Origin of the sequence: Streptococcus sp. k-378 (genome assembly GCF_013277505.1) — a bacterium.
Taxonomy (GTDB): domain Bacteria; phylum Bacillota; class Bacilli; order Lactobacillales; family Streptococcaceae; genus Streptococcus; species Streptococcus pseudopneumoniae.
The window spans coordinates 1-18,983 of sequence record NZ_VMNC01000048.1 but is presented as its reverse complement, the minus strand read 5'-3'; the positions used below and the strand labels follow the sequence as shown (position 1 = coordinate 18,983).

General features: G+C 39.6%; 16 protein-coding genes and 1 pseudogene. 1 reads left to right on the top strand and 16 read right to left on the bottom strand.

The genetic code is table 11. The features are described from left to right. Positions 1-95 precede the first annotated feature (95 nt). The 8 genes and pseudogenes from udk to gyrA all read right to left on the bottom strand — a co-directional run bounded on the left by udk (position 96) and on the right by gyrA (position 7,421). Positions 96-734, bottom strand: coding sequence for a uridine kinase (gene udk / locus HT719_RS05600; protein ID WP_001181364.1), 639 nt, complete (start codon positions 732-734; stop codon positions 96-98). 107 nt (positions 735-841) lie between these two features. Continuing rightward, positions 842-1,144 (bottom strand): bacteriocin immunity protein, encoded by a 303-nt coding sequence (locus HT719_RS05595; protein WP_000983427.1) that lies wholly within the window; start codon positions 1,142-1,144, stop codon positions 842-844. Further along, complete coding sequence (locus HT719_RS05590; RefSeq protein ID WP_000808578.1) at positions 1,141-1,362, bottom strand: hypothetical protein; 222 nt, start codon at positions 1,360-1,362, stop codon at positions 1,141-1,143. The genes HT719_RS05595 and HT719_RS05590 overlap by 4 nt, the downstream gene beginning before the upstream one ends. A gap of 148 nt (positions 1,363-1,510) precedes the next feature. Then, positions 1,511-2,389 (bottom strand): tRNA pseudouridine(55) synthase TruB, encoded by an 879-nt coding sequence (gene truB, locus HT719_RS05585; RefSeq protein WP_172928511.1) that lies wholly within the window; start codon positions 2,387-2,389, stop codon positions 1,511-1,513. Positions 2,390-2,398: 9 nt separating this feature from the next. Then, on the bottom strand, positions 2,399-3,673 hold the full coding sequence (locus HT719_RS05580; protein WP_172928510.1) for a DUF2130 domain-containing protein: 1,275 nt from the start codon (positions 3,671-3,673) through the stop codon (positions 2,399-2,401). Positions 3,674-3,768: 95 nt separating this feature from the next. Further along, positions 3,769-4,050, bottom strand: a pseudogene (locus HT719_RS05575) (PLP-dependent transferase); the annotation flags it as partial. Between the two features lie 159 nt (positions 4,051-4,209). Beyond that, positions 4,210-4,953 carry a sortase SrtA gene (srtA, locus tag HT719_RS05570; protein ID WP_000018518.1) on the bottom strand — a complete coding sequence of 248 codons (744 nt, stop codon included), beginning with the start codon at positions 4,951-4,953 and terminating at the stop codon, positions 4,210-4,212. Then, complete coding sequence (gene gyrA, locus HT719_RS05565) at positions 4,953-7,421, bottom strand: DNA gyrase subunit A (RefSeq protein ID WP_172928507.1); 2,469 nt, start codon at positions 7,419-7,421, stop codon at positions 4,953-4,955. The genes srtA and gyrA overlap by 1 nt, the downstream gene beginning before the upstream one ends. 193 nt (positions 7,422-7,614) lie before the next feature. Here gyrA and HT719_RS05560 point away from each other — a divergent pair, with 193 nt between their 5' ends. Beyond that, entirely contained in the window at positions 7,615-8,583 is a 969-nt protein-coding gene (locus HT719_RS05560) for an L-lactate dehydrogenase (protein WP_000204723.1), read from the top strand. 270 nt (positions 8,584-8,853) lie between these two features. Here the strand turns inward: HT719_RS05560 and HT719_RS05555 are convergent, their stop codons facing one another. From HT719_RS05555 to mutY, 8 genes are all read right to left on the bottom strand, one after another. After that, the gene (locus tag HT719_RS05555) at positions 8,854-12,108 is read right to left on the bottom strand and encodes a DEAD/DEAH box helicase family protein (RefSeq protein WP_172928505.1); all 3,255 of its coding nucleotides are present in this window, start codon (positions 12,106-12,108) and stop codon (positions 8,854-8,856) included. Positions 12,109-12,272: 164 nt separating this feature from the next. Beyond that, entirely contained in the window at positions 12,273-14,078 is a 1,806-nt protein-coding gene (locus HT719_RS05550) for an Eco57I restriction-modification methylase domain-containing protein (RefSeq protein WP_172928504.1), read from the bottom strand. Positions 14,079-14,153: 75 nt separating this feature from the next. After that, positions 14,154-14,408, bottom strand: coding sequence for a type II toxin-antitoxin system RelE/ParE family toxin (locus HT719_RS05545; protein ID WP_014017264.1), 255 nt, complete (start codon positions 14,406-14,408; stop codon positions 14,154-14,156). A gap of 1 nt (position 14,409) precedes the next feature. After that, positions 14,410-14,652: a DUF6290 family protein gene (locus HT719_RS05540; protein WP_007284772.1), complete on the bottom strand. Its 243-nt coding sequence runs from the start codon at positions 14,650-14,652 to the stop codon at positions 14,410-14,412. 90 nt (positions 14,653-14,742) lie between these two features. Then, positions 14,743-15,552, bottom strand: a complete 810-nt coding sequence (locus HT719_RS05535) for an MBL fold metallo-hydrolase (protein ID WP_001289494.1) — start codon at positions 15,550-15,552, stop codon at positions 14,743-14,745. Position 15,553: 1 nt separating this feature from the next. Continuing rightward, on the bottom strand, positions 15,554-16,903 hold the full coding sequence (gene vicK / locus HT719_RS05530; protein WP_172928503.1) for a cell wall metabolism sensor histidine kinase VicK: 1,350 nt from the start codon (positions 16,901-16,903) through the stop codon (positions 15,554-15,556). Next, a complete protein-coding gene (gene yycF, locus HT719_RS05525) occupies positions 16,896-17,600 on the bottom strand; it encodes a response regulator YycF (protein WP_000722069.1) in 705 nt (234 codons plus the stop codon). The genes vicK and yycF overlap by 8 nt, the downstream gene beginning before the upstream one ends. A 55-nt stretch (positions 17,601-17,655) precedes the next feature. Then, a complete protein-coding gene (mutY, locus tag HT719_RS05520; protein WP_172928502.1) occupies positions 17,656-18,831 on the bottom strand; it encodes an A/G-specific adenine glycosylase in 1,176 nt (391 codons plus the stop codon). Positions 18,832-18,983 lie beyond the last annotated feature (152 nt).

Below are 18,983 nucleotides of genomic sequence, written 5' to 3'. Positions count from 1 at the left end.
TGGGTATTATTATACCAAAAATATGCCTAAAAATCTCCATTTATGTACCATTATGAGGGAAAAATAGAAAAAGGAGGCAAGGCCTCCAATTCTGTTTATTTGCTATTTCGAGCTTCTTCCAAAATCTTAGCAATCTTGGTCGTCAACAGGTCGATAGCTACTGTATTGCTGACTCCCTCAGGAATGACGATATCAGCATAACGCTTAGTCGGCTCGATAAACTGATGGTACATGGGTTTAACCACACCTAGATACTGGTCAATAACGCTATCAAGGCTACGGCCACGTTCTTCCATATCGCGCTTGATACGACGAATAATGCGCACATCATCATCCGTATCCACAAAAATCTTGATATCCATCAAATCGCGCAGGCGCTTGTCCTCCAAGACCAAAATGCCCTCAACGATAAAGACATCCTGAGGCTCCTGACGATAGGTCTTGCTGCTCCGTGTATGTTCAGTATAGTCATAAGTCGGAATGTCCACCGGACGCCCTGCCAACAATTCCTTCATCTGCTCAATCATCAAGTCTGTATCAAAGGCAAATGGATGGTCATAGTTGGTTTTGATACGCTCTTCAAAGGTCAAATGAGACTGATCCTTGTAGTATGAATCATGCTCAATCATGGAAATCTTTTCATCAAGAAAATGCGATAAAATGGCTCTTGAAACACTGGTTTTACCACCACCAGAACCACCTGTCACTCCAATAATGATTGGTCTATTTTGCATGCTATCCTCCGTTATTTTATCCGTCGTCTATTCTATCACATTTTTTACAAAATTTATAGTCTCATCAGCAAAAAACACCAGAGTCTTCCCTCTGATGTTCGATAGTTTTAACGAAAGCCCTGTAGGGTTTGAGCAAGCATCTGCAAGAAAGCCAGTCTCCCTCTTTCCTGGCTAGGAGCTTTGGCAATCCATAAACCAAAATCAATGACAGACTTAGGTGCCTGGTAATGATGCGTCATGAGGTAAAGCGACAACCCTTGACTCAAATTGGCCATGACCGATTGGTATTTTTCATTTCTGTCTAAATTTTGTATAGCAAGACGAAACAGGTGACTCAACTCACTATTTTCATTTATTTCTTTTTGTTGAAGAAGTTGCTCCACCCTTTCTCGAAACTCATTTTGCATCATGGAATTATCACACCAAATCCTGGTCTAGGTGCCCATGGACCATAATTAATCCAGCCATTGACTACTACACTTCCCGTGTACCCCCAAAACTCTCCATGATTGATACTGCATTTTGCTCGACCTTTAACGTCTACACAATATACTCCTGGGCCTAAGTTCCCACCAGAACCTGTAATGGACTCTAAATATTTATCTGAAAGAATTTTAAATTGCTTCATTTCACACCTCTAAATTTCTATATAGATTATTTGAGTATCTACAACTCGCAACAATTGGAATATTATAATTCCCAACCCCATTCTACTATTAGTATGGGGTTTTATCAAGCAATTGTTATCTATCACCCGATTTTTATTCCTAAAGGATCTAGCTAAAAACCTTCCTTGGCTTGTAGAGTTTGTCCCGTTTTTCTAGAATGGCTAACAATGTATCATCTTCAAAGGCAGCCAGTTCTTTGTCCGTTTGGTCTAGCTCAATAAAACGACCAAAGCGAACTTCTGTAGCTTCTTCTGGACTTAGGAAAACTTTGACAAGATCACCTGTCCCAATCTCTAAAGGATGGAGAAAATCTAATTGCCCAGCCTCTACTTTTTCAGCAATTTCCTCCAAGGTCAGTGCGTCTTCTAATTGTAAGCCAGCAGCACTAGTACGAGTTAACTGAGACATATGAGCCGCATAACCAAGCTTTTCACCCAAATCAACTGACAAAGTACGGATGTAAGTCCCTTTACTGCATTTTACACGAAAAGTGAATCGGGCAAGTTGGCCATCATAAGAAATCGGACTTGTTCGCTCAAATTGATAAATGGTCACCTGACGTTCTGGACGCTCCACTTCCTGACCAGCACGCGCATACTCATAGAGCTTGCGACCATTAACCTTAACTGCCGAATACATAGGGGGAATCTGGGTAATAGGCCCAGTCAAGCTCGCAATCGCTTCATCAACAAGCTTTTCATCCAAGGGAGACAAAACAGGGGTTTCTGCGACCACTTCCCCACTAGCATCCTCAGTCGTCGTGGAATAGCCCAGAGTGATTTCCCCCTCATAGATCTTACCCTCGTCCTGCATAAACTCAACCATGCGGGTCGCCTTGCCAACCGCAATGGGCAAAACACCCACTACATCTGGATCCAAGGTCCCACCATGACCAATTTTCTTGGTGCCCAAAATCTTACGCAGTTTAAAAACCGCATCATGCGAGGTCATTCCTGCTTCTTTTTTTAAGTTGATAATACCGTTCATTTTTGCTTTCTACTCCCCCTTCAATGCTTCAAATTTCGCTTTCATGGTTGGATTTTTCCGGGTCAATTTTTTAACAGAGACATCTTCCAATTTGTTGTTAGCTAAACGGAGTTGGTTTTCAGATGTGGTCAGGAATTTCTTAACCTCTTCCATGCGTTTGATGGCCTTGTCGATTTCATCAATAGCTTTTCCAAAGTTGGTCGAAGCTGAATTATAGTTCTTAGCAAAGGCTAGTTTAAAAGCATCCAAGTCTTCCTCAAAATGTGTAATGTCGATATTTTGCTCGCGAACAAGCGCTAACTCCTGCTTGTATTTTAAAGAATTAAGAGCCGCATTACGTAAGAGCCCAATCAACTGAATAAAGAATTGAGGACGAACCACATACATCTTTTCATACTCGTGACTGACGTCAACAATCCCTGTGTTAAAGTAGTCGTTATCGACCTCAAGCATGGTCACTAAAACGGCATATTCACAGTTCTTCTCCCGACGGTCCTTGTCCAATTCCTTGTAAAAATCTGCATTCTTGTGCTTCTTCTCTGTTCCGTCAGCTTCATTCTTCATCTCAAACATAATGGAGATAATCTCTACCTCATTTTCATCACACTCACGGAAGATGAAGTCTCCCTTAGACCCACGCGCAGAGACTTTGTTATCCTTCTCAAAGTAGGCATTTGGAAAGGCGAAACTACGGACCTTGTTAAACTCACTCTCTGCATACTGTTCTAGGCTTTCCCCAATGGCTTTTGTAGATTGTTGAGCCTTAAAATTCTTATAAAACTCGACTTGTTCACTAGCTGCTTTAAGCTGGGCTTCATAGTTTTGCTTAACAGAAGCCAAAGACAACTCATTTTCCTTTTCTTGCAGTAGGAGCTGATTTTTGACCTGATTGCGTTCTTTTTCTAGGTCAGAAAGGGTCTTTTGCAGTTGATTTTCATGCTCTAAACGCAAGGTAGACAATTGGTTCTCCAAGGCCTGTACTTCCTTGTCCTTAGCCAAGAGGGCCTGATGGCTTGTCTCTTCAACTTCTTTCTTGGCCAATTCTTTTTCTGTATCAAAGTTTTGGATCTGACTCTGTAATTGCGCAATTTCTTGATCCTTCTGAGCCAGTTTAGTCTGTTGCTCATTCATAGCCTTTTGCTCAGCCAAGGCCAGTTCTTGCCTCATCCTATCGTGTAGTTCCTTATCAAACTCTGCCGTTCTCACTTGGGACAAAAGTTCAGCATACTGGCTTTCATTTACTGTAAAGACTTCCCCACAGTTGGGACATTTGATTTCGTTCATTACATTCCTCTTTCTAGACTTCTGTAACCATTATATCATGCCTGAAGGAAAATCAAAAACAGCGAGTCGAAACCCACTGTTTATCTTCTTTTACTTTAAATTTTCTCCAAGGCCAAGCGCAAGTCTTCAATCAAATCTTCTACATTTTCAAGACCAATTGACAAACGAAGTTGGTTTGGTGTGACACCTGCTGCTTCTAGGTCTTTTTCTGACAATTGACCATGAGTGGTTGTTGCTGGATGGACAACAAGCGATTTAGCATCTGCCACGTTTGCAAGATCAGAAAAGATTTCTAAATAATCAATGACCTTGCGGGCTTCTGCCTCCCCACCTTTGACATGGAAGGTAAAGATGGAGCCGACACCTTTTGGCAAGTATAGTAGATTGAAACTAGAATAGTACACATATACTTCTAAAACATTGTTAGAAATCGATTTGACTGTCCTGATCGATTCGTCCTATTCTTATTTCATTTTACTATATTTTTATGAAAATCTTAAAAAAATCAGTGAAATTCTGGATTTCACTGATTTGTATTAATAAAATTGTTTATATGGTTGATTGAAAGCTGTTAGGATTTCATCAGATGTTTGTGAATAATCTTTTGTTTCTTTCAAATCACCTTTGACAATAATACGTTCTGTAGCAGCAAGGTCTTCACAGGTTACTAATGTGATTTCATTGACCCCTTCTCTATCATCAACCTCATCAACACGATCCGGTGTCACACGTTTGACTTCACGTATTTCATAAGTATAAACTTTATTTTTATCGGTTAGATAAATCTTCATGCCATTTTTAGCATTATCTAAAGGAGAAAATAACATTTTATTAGCATTATCAACACCAAAGATATGGTGACTAGCTAGACTATAATTTCCTTCCCCCATTACTTGCTCGCGTTTCATTGTACCAGCTCCGTAGAAGAGATTAACATTATCAAGTCCTTTAAAAATCGGCAAATTCATTTCCAATTCAGGAATTGCAATTCCCCCAATAACTGGTAATTTTTGAGCATCCCATTGAGAAGTTAGAACAGCTTCCGAAGAGATAGCTTTGACAGAATCAAAGTCAAAATTGCCTTCTGTATCCTGATTTTCTTCTAATTTTTCTTTTGATACCTGGCTAACTTGATACTTATTGGTATTCCAGACTATGAAAATATTTCGAATTTGCGCATTAAAAATCAAAGCCAGTGACAGTAATATCAGAAATCCTGCTAGGATATTTGTCAGCAGATTTTTTCGCTTGTTTTTCTTTTTATTATTTTTATGAGACATTATTCTTCACCTTCTGTTTCATTTTCTGTCCCAACTTCTTCTTTTTCTGCCACCGCAACCGTTGTGAAAGTCACTATCTGAGCATCTTGATCCAGGCGCATTACTTTAACTCCCATAGTTGCACGTCCTGTTTGTGAAATATTGGCAAGATTGGTTCGAATCATGACACCTGTATCAGTGATAATCATCAAATCCTCATCCCCTTGAACAGTCATAAGACCGGCCAGCAAGCCATTTTTTTCGGTAATTTTAGCTGTCTGCATTCCCTTACCACCACGACCTTTTGTTGGGTATTCAGTAGCGACTGTACGCTTACCATATCCTTTTTCTGTGATAATAAGAACCTCATCTTGATCAGTAATCAAGCTGGCACCAACAACTGTGTCTCCTTCACGAAGGTTAACACCTTTCACACCAGTGGCGATACGACTCATACCACGAACGGCTGATTGATTAAAGCGAACTGCATAACCAAACTTGGTACCAATGATAATATCCATATCTCCTTCCGCCAACAAGACATTGATTAACTCATCTTCATCCTTTAAATTCAGCGCTTTGAGACCATTTTGACGAATATTGGCAAATTCCTTAACACTGGTTCTCTTCACAATACCGTGACGGGTTGTAAAGAAGAGATAAGCATCATCACTGCGATCAGACCCAACATTGATAACCGTCTGAATATTTTCGTCTTCATCCAATTTCAAGAGATTGACTACTGGTAGCCCTTTGGCAGTCCGACCATACTCAGGAATTTCATAACCTTTCAAACGATAAACTCGTCCTTTATTTGTGAAGAAGAGCAGATGATCATGGGTGCTAGTTGATACTAACTCACGAACAAAGTCATCATCTTTCACTCCTGTTCCTTGGACACCACGACCTCCACGTTTTTGAGCAGTAAATTCAGCTTGGTCCAGACGTTTAATGTATCCTTTGTTAGAAAGGGTAATTAAGACATCCGATTCTTCAATCAAGTCCTCATCCTCGAGACTCAAGACCTGTCCAACCATCAACTCTGTACGGCGTTTATCGGAAAATTTACGTTTAACTTCATCCAATTCGTCTTTGATGATTTGAGAAACACGTTCAGGCTTAGCAAGAATATCCGCTAAGTCCGCAATCAGAGCCAAGAGGTCATCATACTCAGATTGAATCTTATCGCGTTCCAAACCTGTCAAACGACGAAGACGCATGTCTAGGATGGCCTGACTTTGACGTTCAGAAAGCTTAAACTTACTCATCAACTCATCTTGTGCTTCCGCATCCGTTTCACTAGCACGGATGATACGAATCACTTCGTCGATATGGTCTAGCGCAATCAAGAGACCTTCTAAGATATGAGCGCGCGCTTCCGCTTTTTCCTTATCAAAACGTGTACGACGAACAACCACTTCTTTTTGGTGCTCGATATAAGCATCCAAAATCTGACGAAGAGACAAAATTTTCGGTATACCATTTTGGATAGCCAGCATATTGAAACCAAAATTGGTTTGCATTTGGGTCATTTTGAAGAGGTTATTGAGAATAACATTGGCTGAGGCGTCGCGCTTGACTTCAATAACAAATCGAACACCTTCACGGTTTGACTCATCACGTACTGCTGTGATACCCTCAATGCGTTTTTCCTGAACCAAGCGAACAATATGCTCATGCACCTTGGTTTTATTGACCATGTAAGGAAATTCTGTTACAACGATGCGCTCACGACCAGTCTTAGTCGTTTCAATCTCTGTACGAGAACGTAGGACAATCGAACCTTTACCTGTTTCATAAGCCTTATGGATACCTGATTTCCCCATGACAAGAGCACCAGTTGGAAAATCTGGTCCAGGCAAGACTTCCATCAAGTCCTTGGTAGTCACTTCAGGATTATCCATGACCAACTTCACTGCATCAATGGTTTCACCCAGATTATGAGGTGGAATATTGGTTGCCATCCCAACCGCGATACCAGTTGCTCCATTAACCAAAAGGTTTGGAAAACGCGCTGGCAAGACCAAGGGTTCCCGTTCGTTGGCATCATAGTTATCAACGAAATCAACTGTATTTTTGTTGATATCACGAAGCATTTCCAGAGCAATCTTGCTCATACGTGCCTCGGTATAACGTTGAGCGGCAGCACTATCTCCATCCATGGAACCAAAATTCCCATGACCATCTACAAGCATGTAACGGTAGCTCCACCATTGAGCCATACGGACCATGGCTTCATAGATAGAGGAATCCCCGTGTGGGTGGTATTTACCCATGACATCCCCTGTAATACGAGCAGATTTTTTATGGGGTTTGTCTGGAGTAACACCCAATTCATTCATTCCGTAGAGAATGCGACGGTGAACAGGTTTTAAGCCATCTCGAACATCAGGAAGAGCTCGCGCTACGATAACACTCATGGCGTAGTCGATAAAGCTAGCCTTCATCTCCTTTGTCAGATTGACATTCACTAAATTTTTATCCTGCATTAATAAATGCCTCATTTCACAATTAGTAAGTAACAACATTATACCATAAATTTCCATCTATTTCAGCCTCTAAACCACTAAAACGTTTACATAGAGAACTATACGGCATATTCGTGACAAAGTTTTTTAAAAGTGATAGAATGAAGTTGTCTAGGGAAAATCCCCTAATAAAATTAAGGAGATGTTTAGAACAATGACTTCAACTAAACAACACAAAAAAGTTATCCTTGTCGGTGATGGTGCTGTAGGTTCATCTTACGCTTTTGCACTTGTTAACCAAGGAATTGCACAAGAGCTTGGAATTATCGAAATTCCACAATTGCATGAAAAAGCTGTTGGTGATGCGCTTGACCTTAGTCACGCCCTTGCCTTCACTTCACCTAAAAAAATCTATGCAGCTCAATACTCTGACTGTGCAGACGCTGACCTTGTTGTGATCACTGCAGGTGCACCTCAAAAACCAGGTGAAACTCGTCTTGACCTTGTAGGTAAAAACCTTGCTATCAACAAATCAATCGTAACTCAAGTTGTTGAATCAGGTTTCAAAGGTATCTTCCTTGTTGCTGCTAACCCAGTTGACGTTTTGACTTACTCAACTTGGAAATTCTCTGGTTTCCCTAAAGAACGCGTTATCGGTTCAGGTACTTCACTTGACTCAGCTCGTTTCCGTCAAGCCCTTGCTGAAAAAATCGGTGTTGACGCTCGTTCAGTTCACGCCTATATCATGGGTGAACACGGTGACTCTGAGTTTGCCGTTTGGTCACATGCTAACGTTGCCGGTGTAAAATTGGAACAGTGGTTGCAAGCTAACCGTGACTTGAATGAAGCTGACCTTGTAGAACTCTTCATTTCTGTTCGCGACGCTGCATACTCAATCATTAACAAGAAAGGTGCTACATACTACGGTATCGCTGTAGCCCTCGCTCGTATCACTAAAGCAATCCTTGACGATGAAAACGCAGTACTTCCACTTTCCGTATTCCAAGAAGGTCAATACGGAATTGAGAACGTCTTTATCGGTCAACCAGCTATCGTTGGAGCACACGGTATCGTTCGTCCAGTAAACATTCCATTGAACGATGCAGAAACTCAAAAAATGCAAGCATCTGCTAAAGAATTGCAAGCTATTATTGACGAAGCATGGAAAAATCCAGAATTCTAAGAAGCTTCTAAAAATTAATTTAACTATAGACAACTCCTTGAATCATCAGGGAGTTGTTTTTTTCTGTATTATAGTAGGTTGAAGTTGAAATAGCACCCTATCACTCTAAAACGTTGTTATAAAATGCTTTAAATTCCTAATTGATTTGTTCATATCTTATTTCAATCCATTATACATCTTCCCACAATAAAACGCATAATATCAAGGATTGTCAATACCTTATCTTATGCGTTTTTTCTGATTTCAAAGAATTTTGACTCAGCCTTCTTTTTAATTATTTTCAAAATAGGAATCAACCAACTTTTGAATGCGCCCTTCTTTAGCCGCTGGAATGGTATCTGCTAAAACAAAATTCTTCCTACTGATATCTTTAGAAAGATTGCCAAATATAAAATTAGTGGAAATGTTATAGATAATCTCAGACGGAGCAAATCCATAAACTTGGTTTTCTAAGATATGTTTTAAGCGTTCTTCAGAATTTGGAAATGCATCTTTCAAACCTTCGCTATTATATAGTCGCTTAACAAGTTCAGCAATATAGAGACCAGACTTCATGTACAAATCAATAAATGTCTTAAATGGATCATCAAATATTCCTGGATTTTCTTTTTCAAGATCATCTACCATCCTCTTCACTACCCGTTTAGGAGTGAAAATCTGATTGGTTTTCTGTGGTGGAATATAGTCAAAAATATCTTCTTTTTGGTCTTTAAAATAATCCGCCAACTCCTTTTTCTTGCGAAGAAATTCTTGAATAGCTTCGTCAAATGTTGCTTTATCAAAGAGATGTCCTGCAAAATCTTGTCCTCCATCTCTCAAATAACGAAATTGATCAATCGTAATACCAGTCACCTCAAAGAAGACTTGCTCAGGAACAAAGGTCTCAAAATTATCAAGTGTTAGAGATTGATTGCCATAAGCCATAATAAAACTTGGGATGGTTCGTGCAAATCCACGAAGATGGTCACGAATCTCATCTTGAGCTGATTGTTTCAACTGCTCAACACGTTTTCTCTCAACCTGTTCGATAAATCTCTCAGGCATTTTCTCTACTTCTTTTTTGAGTGTTTGTTCTAGTTTTTCTTTGTGAATGAGCTTATTTTCTTCTAAACGTTTATCCAAATCTTCTTGAATCTTATCCTTTTGCTCCTTATCAACTGCTTCTTTAATTTGTTGCTGCAATTCTTCCCTGATATGAGCTTCAGAAATTTTTCTTTCGATATCATTTTTTCGAATTTCATTCTCAAATGTTGCTGTAATTTGTTTCTTGATTTGGTCTGTTTCCCGAGTTTTAAAGTTGTATTCAGCTTTTAAATCTTCTACAATCACTGGAGAAACTGTTTGACTCAACTCAGAAGCCAACTTCCTATGAGATTTTTCCTCATTCTGGGCCATCACTTCTGTAACTGACTCACCCAGCGCATAAACTTTTTCACCAAAAAGTCGCATTTGCTGATTAACTACAATTTCATGGTCTACTACTGCATTTCCCTCATCATCGACTGTAACATCTGAAAAGTCTAATAAATCAGAACTATCTTGTACCTTCCCTTCCTTTTCAACTGGCAGCTCATTTAAAATATCTAGAACTGTTTGACTAGCTTGGAAAATACCGCTGATATTATCAAATAATAGATTGGACATAAAGCCACGTTTAAGAACTTCTCTAGCTTTTATCTGGCGAGGAATGGTTAGAACCGCCTTGGCATCAATTTCAACCATTTTACCAGCACGGTCTTCAGCTATGACAGGGAAGAAATTGAGTAATTCTCTGATGTTTTCTTCACGAGTTGTCGAAGTCCCGCCGCCTCCTGCAGTCGCAAGCGATAAGTTGTTGGCAAACTCATCAAAGAGAATCAAGGTTCTTTCCGGCGCAAAGTCAAATACATAGGCTCTTTCTTTGCGAAAGTGATTTCCTTTGTTATCGGTCCATGAGTAAGGATTTTGAGCACGGAAGGCGGCCTGCATATAAAGTGCAGGTGATTTCAAATTCGATAACATCAATACACCTGTCCACTCAGGGATAGTGACACCTGTCGTCAATTGACCGACGGATAGGGTAATGGTTTTGTCATTACCTGCTATCGCTTTTCTAACCAAGTCCAAGGATTTGAGTTTGACTTTATCGTCTTCTTCGGACATACGTCCGTCACCAGCAGCTAGAACGATCTCATAGTTTTCATAGATGGGGTGTTCTTCTAGTAGTGCTTTTAATGCTTTGGCCGAAGCGACACGTTCTAAAAGCCAAAAAGTATGCTTGAGTTCATTACGGAGTTCTTTGGTTGAAAATGGATATTTTTCATTGCTTGATAGAGTATCTAACCAATTTCTGACATCTTGCTCATGGATAAATTTACCTTTATCATCTGTAGCGAAAAATTCACTCAAGTCAAAAGCATAGTCAATATTTTCACCATCAAGTTGAGCGCCTTTCTCTAGCTCTTCACCAATCATCTGAGACATTTGATAGGTAAAGAGATTTAACTGAGGTAAGGTTTCATATGGATTTTCCTCTTCTTGCTCAGGCGACCAAATAGTTTTGGCTGCCTGCTCATCAGCATAAGACCAGTTATAGATTTGCTCCTCGGTAAAATCTCCCTTAGCCAATGCTTTAAATGGTGTACCTGACAAATGCAGAGTAAAATTCCGTCGAATCTTATTAAAGGCTTGGTCAGTCTTGAAGGTATCAACTCCTTCATGAGCCTCGTCAATAACCAACAAATCCCAATGCAGATCAGTCACCCATTTGAGTTTATCGTGCTCTCCACCTAAATAAACAGAACCTTTCAAGTCTTGGAGACTGATAAAAGCAAGTTGTCTTACATCGTCATCTAAAATACCAACAAATTCTTTACGTGACAAAGTTGGACGACTCTTAAGGCTATCTGATTCAGAAACAAACTTGTAAGTCGTCTGGCCTGCTATGAATGTTTCAAAATCATCATACCATGAGTTAGCAATGGCAGGGCGGTTTGTTACAATTAGGACATTAACAGCTTCCATTCGACGAGCTAGGTCATAGGTAGACAAGGTTTTACCAAATCGTGGTTTGGCATTCCAGAGAAATTTGCCTCCAGCATGTTCTTGGAAATAAGCTAATGTCTTAGCAACTGCTTCTTCTTGCTCTTGTCGCAGAGTATAGTCCTGTCCTTTTCCAGGTTGATAACCAGACAAATCATGCTGAACAAATTTATCGAATAGATTTTTAGATTTTTCAGGAGTTCCATTAAAATAGAACCATTCCGTCTTAGGACGACGTTCTACATCATGGAAAGACAAGAAATGGTGGAAATCATGATCCTTGAAAGTTTTCCCCTTATCAGGCTCTTCTGTATAAGCTGCATCACCAGTCCATAATATGTCTGTATCTATATGAGCTGTATGCGTTTGCTCCTTGATACGTTGTGTGACATCACGTTCTGTGTAACCAATCTTAATCCAGCCTTCATTACTGGTTACCGTCGGTGTAGTGTAAGCATAGATTTTAGGATGAATTTCTTTAGTGGTTTTAATTTCTACTGGCATAAGTTTTCCTTTTTTGAACGTTTGCTAACCAAGTCAATTTATCTAACAAATGACTTTCTCATCTCATAAGTACAAAAAGGGTCAGGGCATCGTATGCTTCCTGACCTAATCCTATGTGTCAATTATAGATCACTGAGCGCTATTTGTCAAATAAAAATACTTTTCTAATCCATCTCCCTTACATGAGTCTCAATAAAGGAAATTTCCTCAGGAGAAAGGTCATATTTTTGATAAAGCTGGCGGTCAATATCAGCCACTGATTGTGTCCAATCAATGTCTGAATTGACCGTGAAGTCTTGGAGTGGAACGTAATACCAAGTTTTGCGTGAGTTATGCTGAGTAACTTTCAAAACACCTAATAATACTCTAGCGAATTTAGTTTTAATAAATTTAATACAAGCATCGGCTTCAAATTTTGTTTTAAAATTACCAATAGATAAAAAAGTATCTGTATGCCCGATTAGGGGTGTTGATAAGACTTCACCTAAGGCACCACTTCCATTAGCTTCTGGTACAAAAACATTATAATTTTCGAATGTTTCCGGTAAATCTAAATATTTTTTATTAATATATCGATAAACACGTTCGGAGCCAATTCTTCCAAGTAGAGCAACATGGTCTTTTTCTTCGTTGTTTTTGAAAACAAAATCTAACTGAGTTAGTGATTTCGAAACAATTTTATTTTTTGTTCCTTTTCCTTGCAGCTTTTCAGCATTTGGATAATCAGAAAAAGTTTCAAATTCTGGATGTTTTTCGATTTTTTTTACAATACCATTCAAAGTTTCAAAAATAGTAAATACTCCGATTGGTCCCAAATCTTTATCAACATCACGATAAGTTATTGCTACTCCACCCTTAATATCCGTTCCTGTAAATACTTTACCGCTTTTAAGTTCATAGAATTGAACTTTTAAATGCTTGTCTTCAAGCATCTTTTCCATCCAATTTTTAGGAGTTTGACCAGCTTTAAATAAAAACCTTGCTGGGGTGATTAGTATAGATTTATCTGCGATTTTATAAGCTTCATCAATAAAATAGTGATATATCGGCTCATCTCTAGCTTCTCCTATTTCCTGATACGGCGGATTTCCTATCACGACATCAAATTTCATTTCACTTTCCTCGCTAGATAGGCGCTCAAAACCTATCATTCTATTCTTTTTCCAGTCTTTGATATGGGTTTTAGATTCTTCTACATCTTGGACCTCTAGCTCATCCGCAAACAAACTCAATTGTTGAGATTGCCTTTGTTTAGCTGAATAAGGACTACTTTTTTTCAATCCATCCATCTGAAAGACATTGTAAGAGATGATAGTTGCAATCTCTTTCTTCTGCTCTAATGTTGGTTGATTTCCAGTCTTAGCTAGATAATAGTCCTCAAAAGTTGCCAAAAGATTTTCACGCGCCAAAAGTAGAGAGTCCCCTTGGTACTCATAACCATAAGAAGCTCGATAAGCTTTTTTTACAAATTCATAAAAGGTGACTTCATCTGAGACCTCACGACTAATGCGCTGCAATTTTCTATCAACAAAACCAACTCGTTCAGATAATGGAATTTCCTTACCAGTCACTGTATCATAGCGAGTTACCATATAAGGTGCTTCACCACAAGTTATCTCTAACCACCGTAAGTCAACATACTCTTCAAGACTTAACGAGCCTAGTTCCGATTCTACATATCCATTTTGCTTTGCGACCAACCAAGTTGGTGTAAACACTTCTGCCCTTATTTTTGTACGATCTTTTTGCTCATACTTGGATTTTTCAGATCTGGGCTGAATCAAGTTAGCATAGTTTCCAGTAACCTTACTTGGACTAATACTATCACTAGGACTAAAGCCTTTTCCTAACAAGTTATAAGAATGCGTCGCCCAAACTATATTTTTCTTTGTTGTTCTATCTTTTAAAAGTATTTTTAATAAATCAGCAGACTCCTTAGCCAACTGCTCTTCACTAATATCTATTGCCATAAAGCAACCTCTCTTGTATTGTAAGCCCTATTATATCATATTTAAAAGAATGAAAATTTACTTGAAAAAAGTAATTCAATAAATATCTCTCCTATGACCAACTTCTAGAGTAGCAATGACTAATTCATCATCTACAATTTGTACGATAACTCGATAATTACCAATTCTATAGCACCATTGACCAACGCGATTACCAACCAAAGCCTTTCCGTGTCGTCTTGGGTCTTCCAAAACATTGGATTGTAAATAGTTTGTAATTAGCTTCTGCGTATAACGATCCAATTTTTTCAATTGCTTGATGAATCGTCTTGTCGGAACTAATTTATACAAATTATTCATCCTCCAAGCCTAAATCATGCATCATTTCTTCCCAAGTAATAGGCTCAACTCCTTTTTCCAAGTCGTCTAAATACTCTTGATAGGCTAAATCTGCCACACGAGCGTCGTATTCGTCTTCTAGAGCTTCAAGAGTTTTGGTGCGGATAAGTTCCGACAGGGAAACTCCTTCAAACTTAGCCATTGCTTTCATAAATGTTTTATCAGCTTCAGAAACTTTTAATGTAATAGTAGTCATCTTTTGCACTCCCTTTTTTAATGGTAACACCATTGTATTACTTTTTAGATGTTCAGTCAATATAAAAAGAACACCTTCTCAGCGTTCTTTCTATATGTCCGTCAAGGGTGTTGCGGTATCTGGTGAGGTATCATAAACCTTAAAGTCCACTCCGACTCCCAGATCAGCTTGAGCCAGCTGATTGACCATGGTCATATGAGCCAGTTCCTTGATATTGTTCTCCTTAGATAAATGCCCAAGGTAGATTTTCTTAGTGCGGTTTCCCAAGGTACGAATCATAGCTTCAGCACCATCTTCGTTAGAAAGGTGACCCAGATCCGATAGGATTCGTTGTTTGAGTCGCCAAGCATAAGATCCTGCTCGCAAAATCTCTACATCATGGTTGGACTCGATAAGATAGCCATCCGCATTTTCGACAATCCCTGCCATACGGTCACTGACATAACCTGTATCTGTCAAAAGGACAAAACTCTTATCATCCTTCATAAAGCGATAGAACTGCGGTGCGACTGCATCATGACTCACACCAAAACTCTCGATGTCAATATCTCCAAAGGTTTTGGTTTTTCCCATCTCAAAGATATGCTTTTGCGAAGAATCCACCTTGCCAAGATACTTGCTATTTTCCATAGCCTGCCAAGTCTTTTCATTGGCATACAGATCCATACCATACTTGCGAGCTAACACACCTACTCCATGGATATGGTCTGAATGCTCATGGGTAATCAAGATGGCATCCAAGTCTTCTGGTTTGCGGTTAATTTCAGCAAGTAGGCTGGTAATTTTCTTACCAGATAAGCCTGCATCTACTAAAAGCTTCTTTTTTGAGGTTTCCAGATAAAAGGAATTTCCACTGGAACCCGACGCTAAAATACTGTATTTAAAGCCTATTTCACTCATTCTAGTCTTCTACTTCGTCCTCCCATACTTCTTCTTTCACTGCATCCTTATCATAAGGGAGCACAATGGTAAAGGTTGAACCCTTGCCATATTCACTCTTGGCCCAAATAAAGCCCTTATGTTGTTTGATAATTTCTTTAGCGATAGACAGTCCTAGACCTGCACCACCTTGTGCACGACTTCTAGCACGATCCACACGATAGAAACGGTCAAAGATACGTGGTAAATCCTGCTTAGGAATCCCTAAACCCTGGTCAGAAATGGATAAAATCATCTGGTCTTCAGTTGTCTTCATTCTGACAGTGATTTTACCCCCATCTGGCGAATACTTAATAGCATTATTTAAAATATTGTCGACAACCTGTGTCATCTTATCTGTATCAATTTCCATCCAGATAGAATTGATGGGATAATCTCTCACCAACTCATATTTTTTCTCCTTTTCCTGTCCTTTCATCTTGTCAAAACGATTGAGGATAAAGGTAATAAAAGCAGTAAAGTTAATCAGTTCCACATCCAAGTGACTGGTGGCATTATCAATCCGTGAAAGATGGAGGAGATCCGTCACCATGCGCATCATACGGTTGGTTTCGTCCAGAGACACCTTGATAAAGTCTGGTGCTACAGTTTCACACAAAGCCCCCTCATCCAAGGCTTCAAGATAGGATTTCACGCTGGTTAAAGGAGTCCGTAACTCATGGCTAACATTGGAAACAAAGAGTCTCCGTTCGCGTTCTTCCTTCTCCTGCTCCGTCGTATCATGCAAAACAGCCACCAAACCTGAAATAAAGCCAGACTCTCGACGTATCAAGGCAAAGCGAACTCGAAGGTTCAAATATTCGCCATTGATATCTTGGGAATCTAGCAACAATTCTGGACTTTGGGTAATCAAATCACGCAATTCATAGTCTTCTTCTATCTTGAGTACTTCCAAAATGCTTCTATTCAGAACATCTTCCTGAACCAGCCCCAGTTGCTTCTTGGCTGTATCGTTAATCATGATAATCTGCCCCCGACGATTGGTCGCAAGGACCCCATCTGTCATATAAAACAGAATACTATTTAGCCGCTTACTTTCTTGTTCTAGATTTTCCTGAGTGAGACGAATAACCTCCGACAAGTCATTCAAATTATTGGTAATATTGGTGATTTCAGACCCACCTTGCATATCAAGAACCTTGGAATAATCTCCTGCAATCAAATCTTTAACCTTTTGATTGACTTGCTTCAATCGAATATTATCACGTCTATTCTCCAGTAATAAGAGGGTCACAACAAGGATGAAACCTAACAAAATCAGAATAAAGATAAAATCTCTGGTAAAAATGGTTTGTTTCAGTAAATCAAGCATTATTTCTCATGTAATACCCTACACCACGGCGCGTCAAGATATACTCTGGTCGGCTGGGCGTATCTTCAATCTTCTCACGCAGACGTCGGACAGTCACATCAACTGTACGGACATCACCAAAATAGTCATAACCCCAGACAGTCTCAAGCAAGTGTTCGCGCGTAATGACTTGACCTGCATGCGATGCCAAATGATACAAAAGCTCAAACTCACGGTGGGTTAAGTCTAGTTCTTCTCCATATTTTTTAGCCACGTAGGCGTCTGGAACAATTTCTAAATCCCCAATTTGGATAGGTTGAGGTTTACTTTCTGCTTCCTGCCCATCTACTGGCATAGGTTGAGAACGACGCAGAAGAGCTTTAACACGCGCCTGCAACTCACGATTTGAGAAGGGTTTGGTTACATAGTCATCCGCCCCAAGCTCCAAACCGATAACCTTATCAAATTCGCTGTCTTTAGCCGACAGCATGATAATAGGTACACTACTTGTCTTACGAATGGTCTTAGCAACTTCTAAACCATCAATTTCCGGAAGCATCAAATCCAGAATAATAATATCTGGTTGCTCTGCTTCAAATTGCTCTAGCGCTTCACGACCATTAAAAGCAGTTACAACTTCGTAACCTTCCTTGGTCATATTAAACTTGATAATATCCGAGATTGGTTTCTCATCATCTACAATTAGTATTTTTTTCATATGTTCACCTTTTTCTCTACTATTATACCAAAAAAATAACAAGAAGACACGATAGCTAGTCTTTGTTACTGTCTAAGTTGGCTTTTGCATAAGCCTGCCAGATTTTTTGTTGGGGTTTGGCAAGTGGGTAATTCTTAAATTCTTCTGGTGAAAGCCACCGAACTTCCCTATCTGAAAAATCATGGAAGTCAGTCACCTGACCGGCTACAATTTGAACATACCACTTGCGATGGCTAAAGACATGCTTGACAGTCTCAAAATAAACATCAAGCCAAGCAACATCTAGGTCATAGTCCTGCTGGAAACTCTCCTCTGGACTGGGGCCAAAATTCACACTTTCTTCTGCAACCTGATGAAAGAGGTCAAACTGCTCTTCTTGCGAAAAGTTATCAACTTCTATCAATGGGAAATGCCAAAAACCTGCCAATAGCTTTTCACTTTCATTTTTTTCAAGTAAAAATTGTCCCTGAGTATTTTTGACCACCAAGGCTTTTAGATAAATGGGAACTGGCTTTTTCTTGGGAGCCTTGATTGGATAACGGTCCATGGTTCCATTCTGATATGCCGCACTAAAGTCCTTGACTGGGCTTTCTTCAGGTCTGGGATTTACAGGAGACTCAATATCAGACCCCAAGTCCATCAAGGCTTGATTAAAATCACCCGGACGCTCTGGGTCAATCAAGATCTCCATCATTGCCTGAAAAATTTTGCGATTACTTGGAATCCCAATATCATGGTTGACTTCAAACAGACGCGCCAAGACCCGCATGACATTACCATCTACAGCTGGCTCAGGCAAGTTAAAAGCGATACTGGAAATAGCTCCTGCTGTGTAAGGGCCAATCCCTTTCAAACTGGAAATTCCTTCATAGGTATTTGGAAATTGGCCACCAAAATCAGTCATAATCTGCTGGGCTGCAGCCTGCATATTGCGTACTCGAGAATAATATCCCAGTCCCTCCCAAGCCTTCAACAAACGCTCTTCAGGCGCATTCGCCAAACTTTCGACAGTTGGAAACCAGTCCAGGAATCTTTCGTAGTAAGGGATAACTGTATCCACCCTGGTCTGCTGGAGCATAATTTCAGAAACCCAGATATGATAAGGATTTTTACTTCTACGCCACGGTAAATCTCTTTTGTTTTCATCATACCAACTGAGAAGTTTCTCACGGAAAGAAATAATCTTCTCCTCCGGCCACATGACAATACCGTATTCTTTCAAATCTAACATATCTCTAGTATAACACAGAAGGTTTTAACTGTCCTTTTCCTAGTATTAATACTCTTCGAAAATCTCTTCAAACCACGTCAACGTCGCCTTGCCGTAGGTATGGTTCCTGACTTCGTCAGTCTTATCTGCAACCTCAAAGCAGTGCTTTGAGC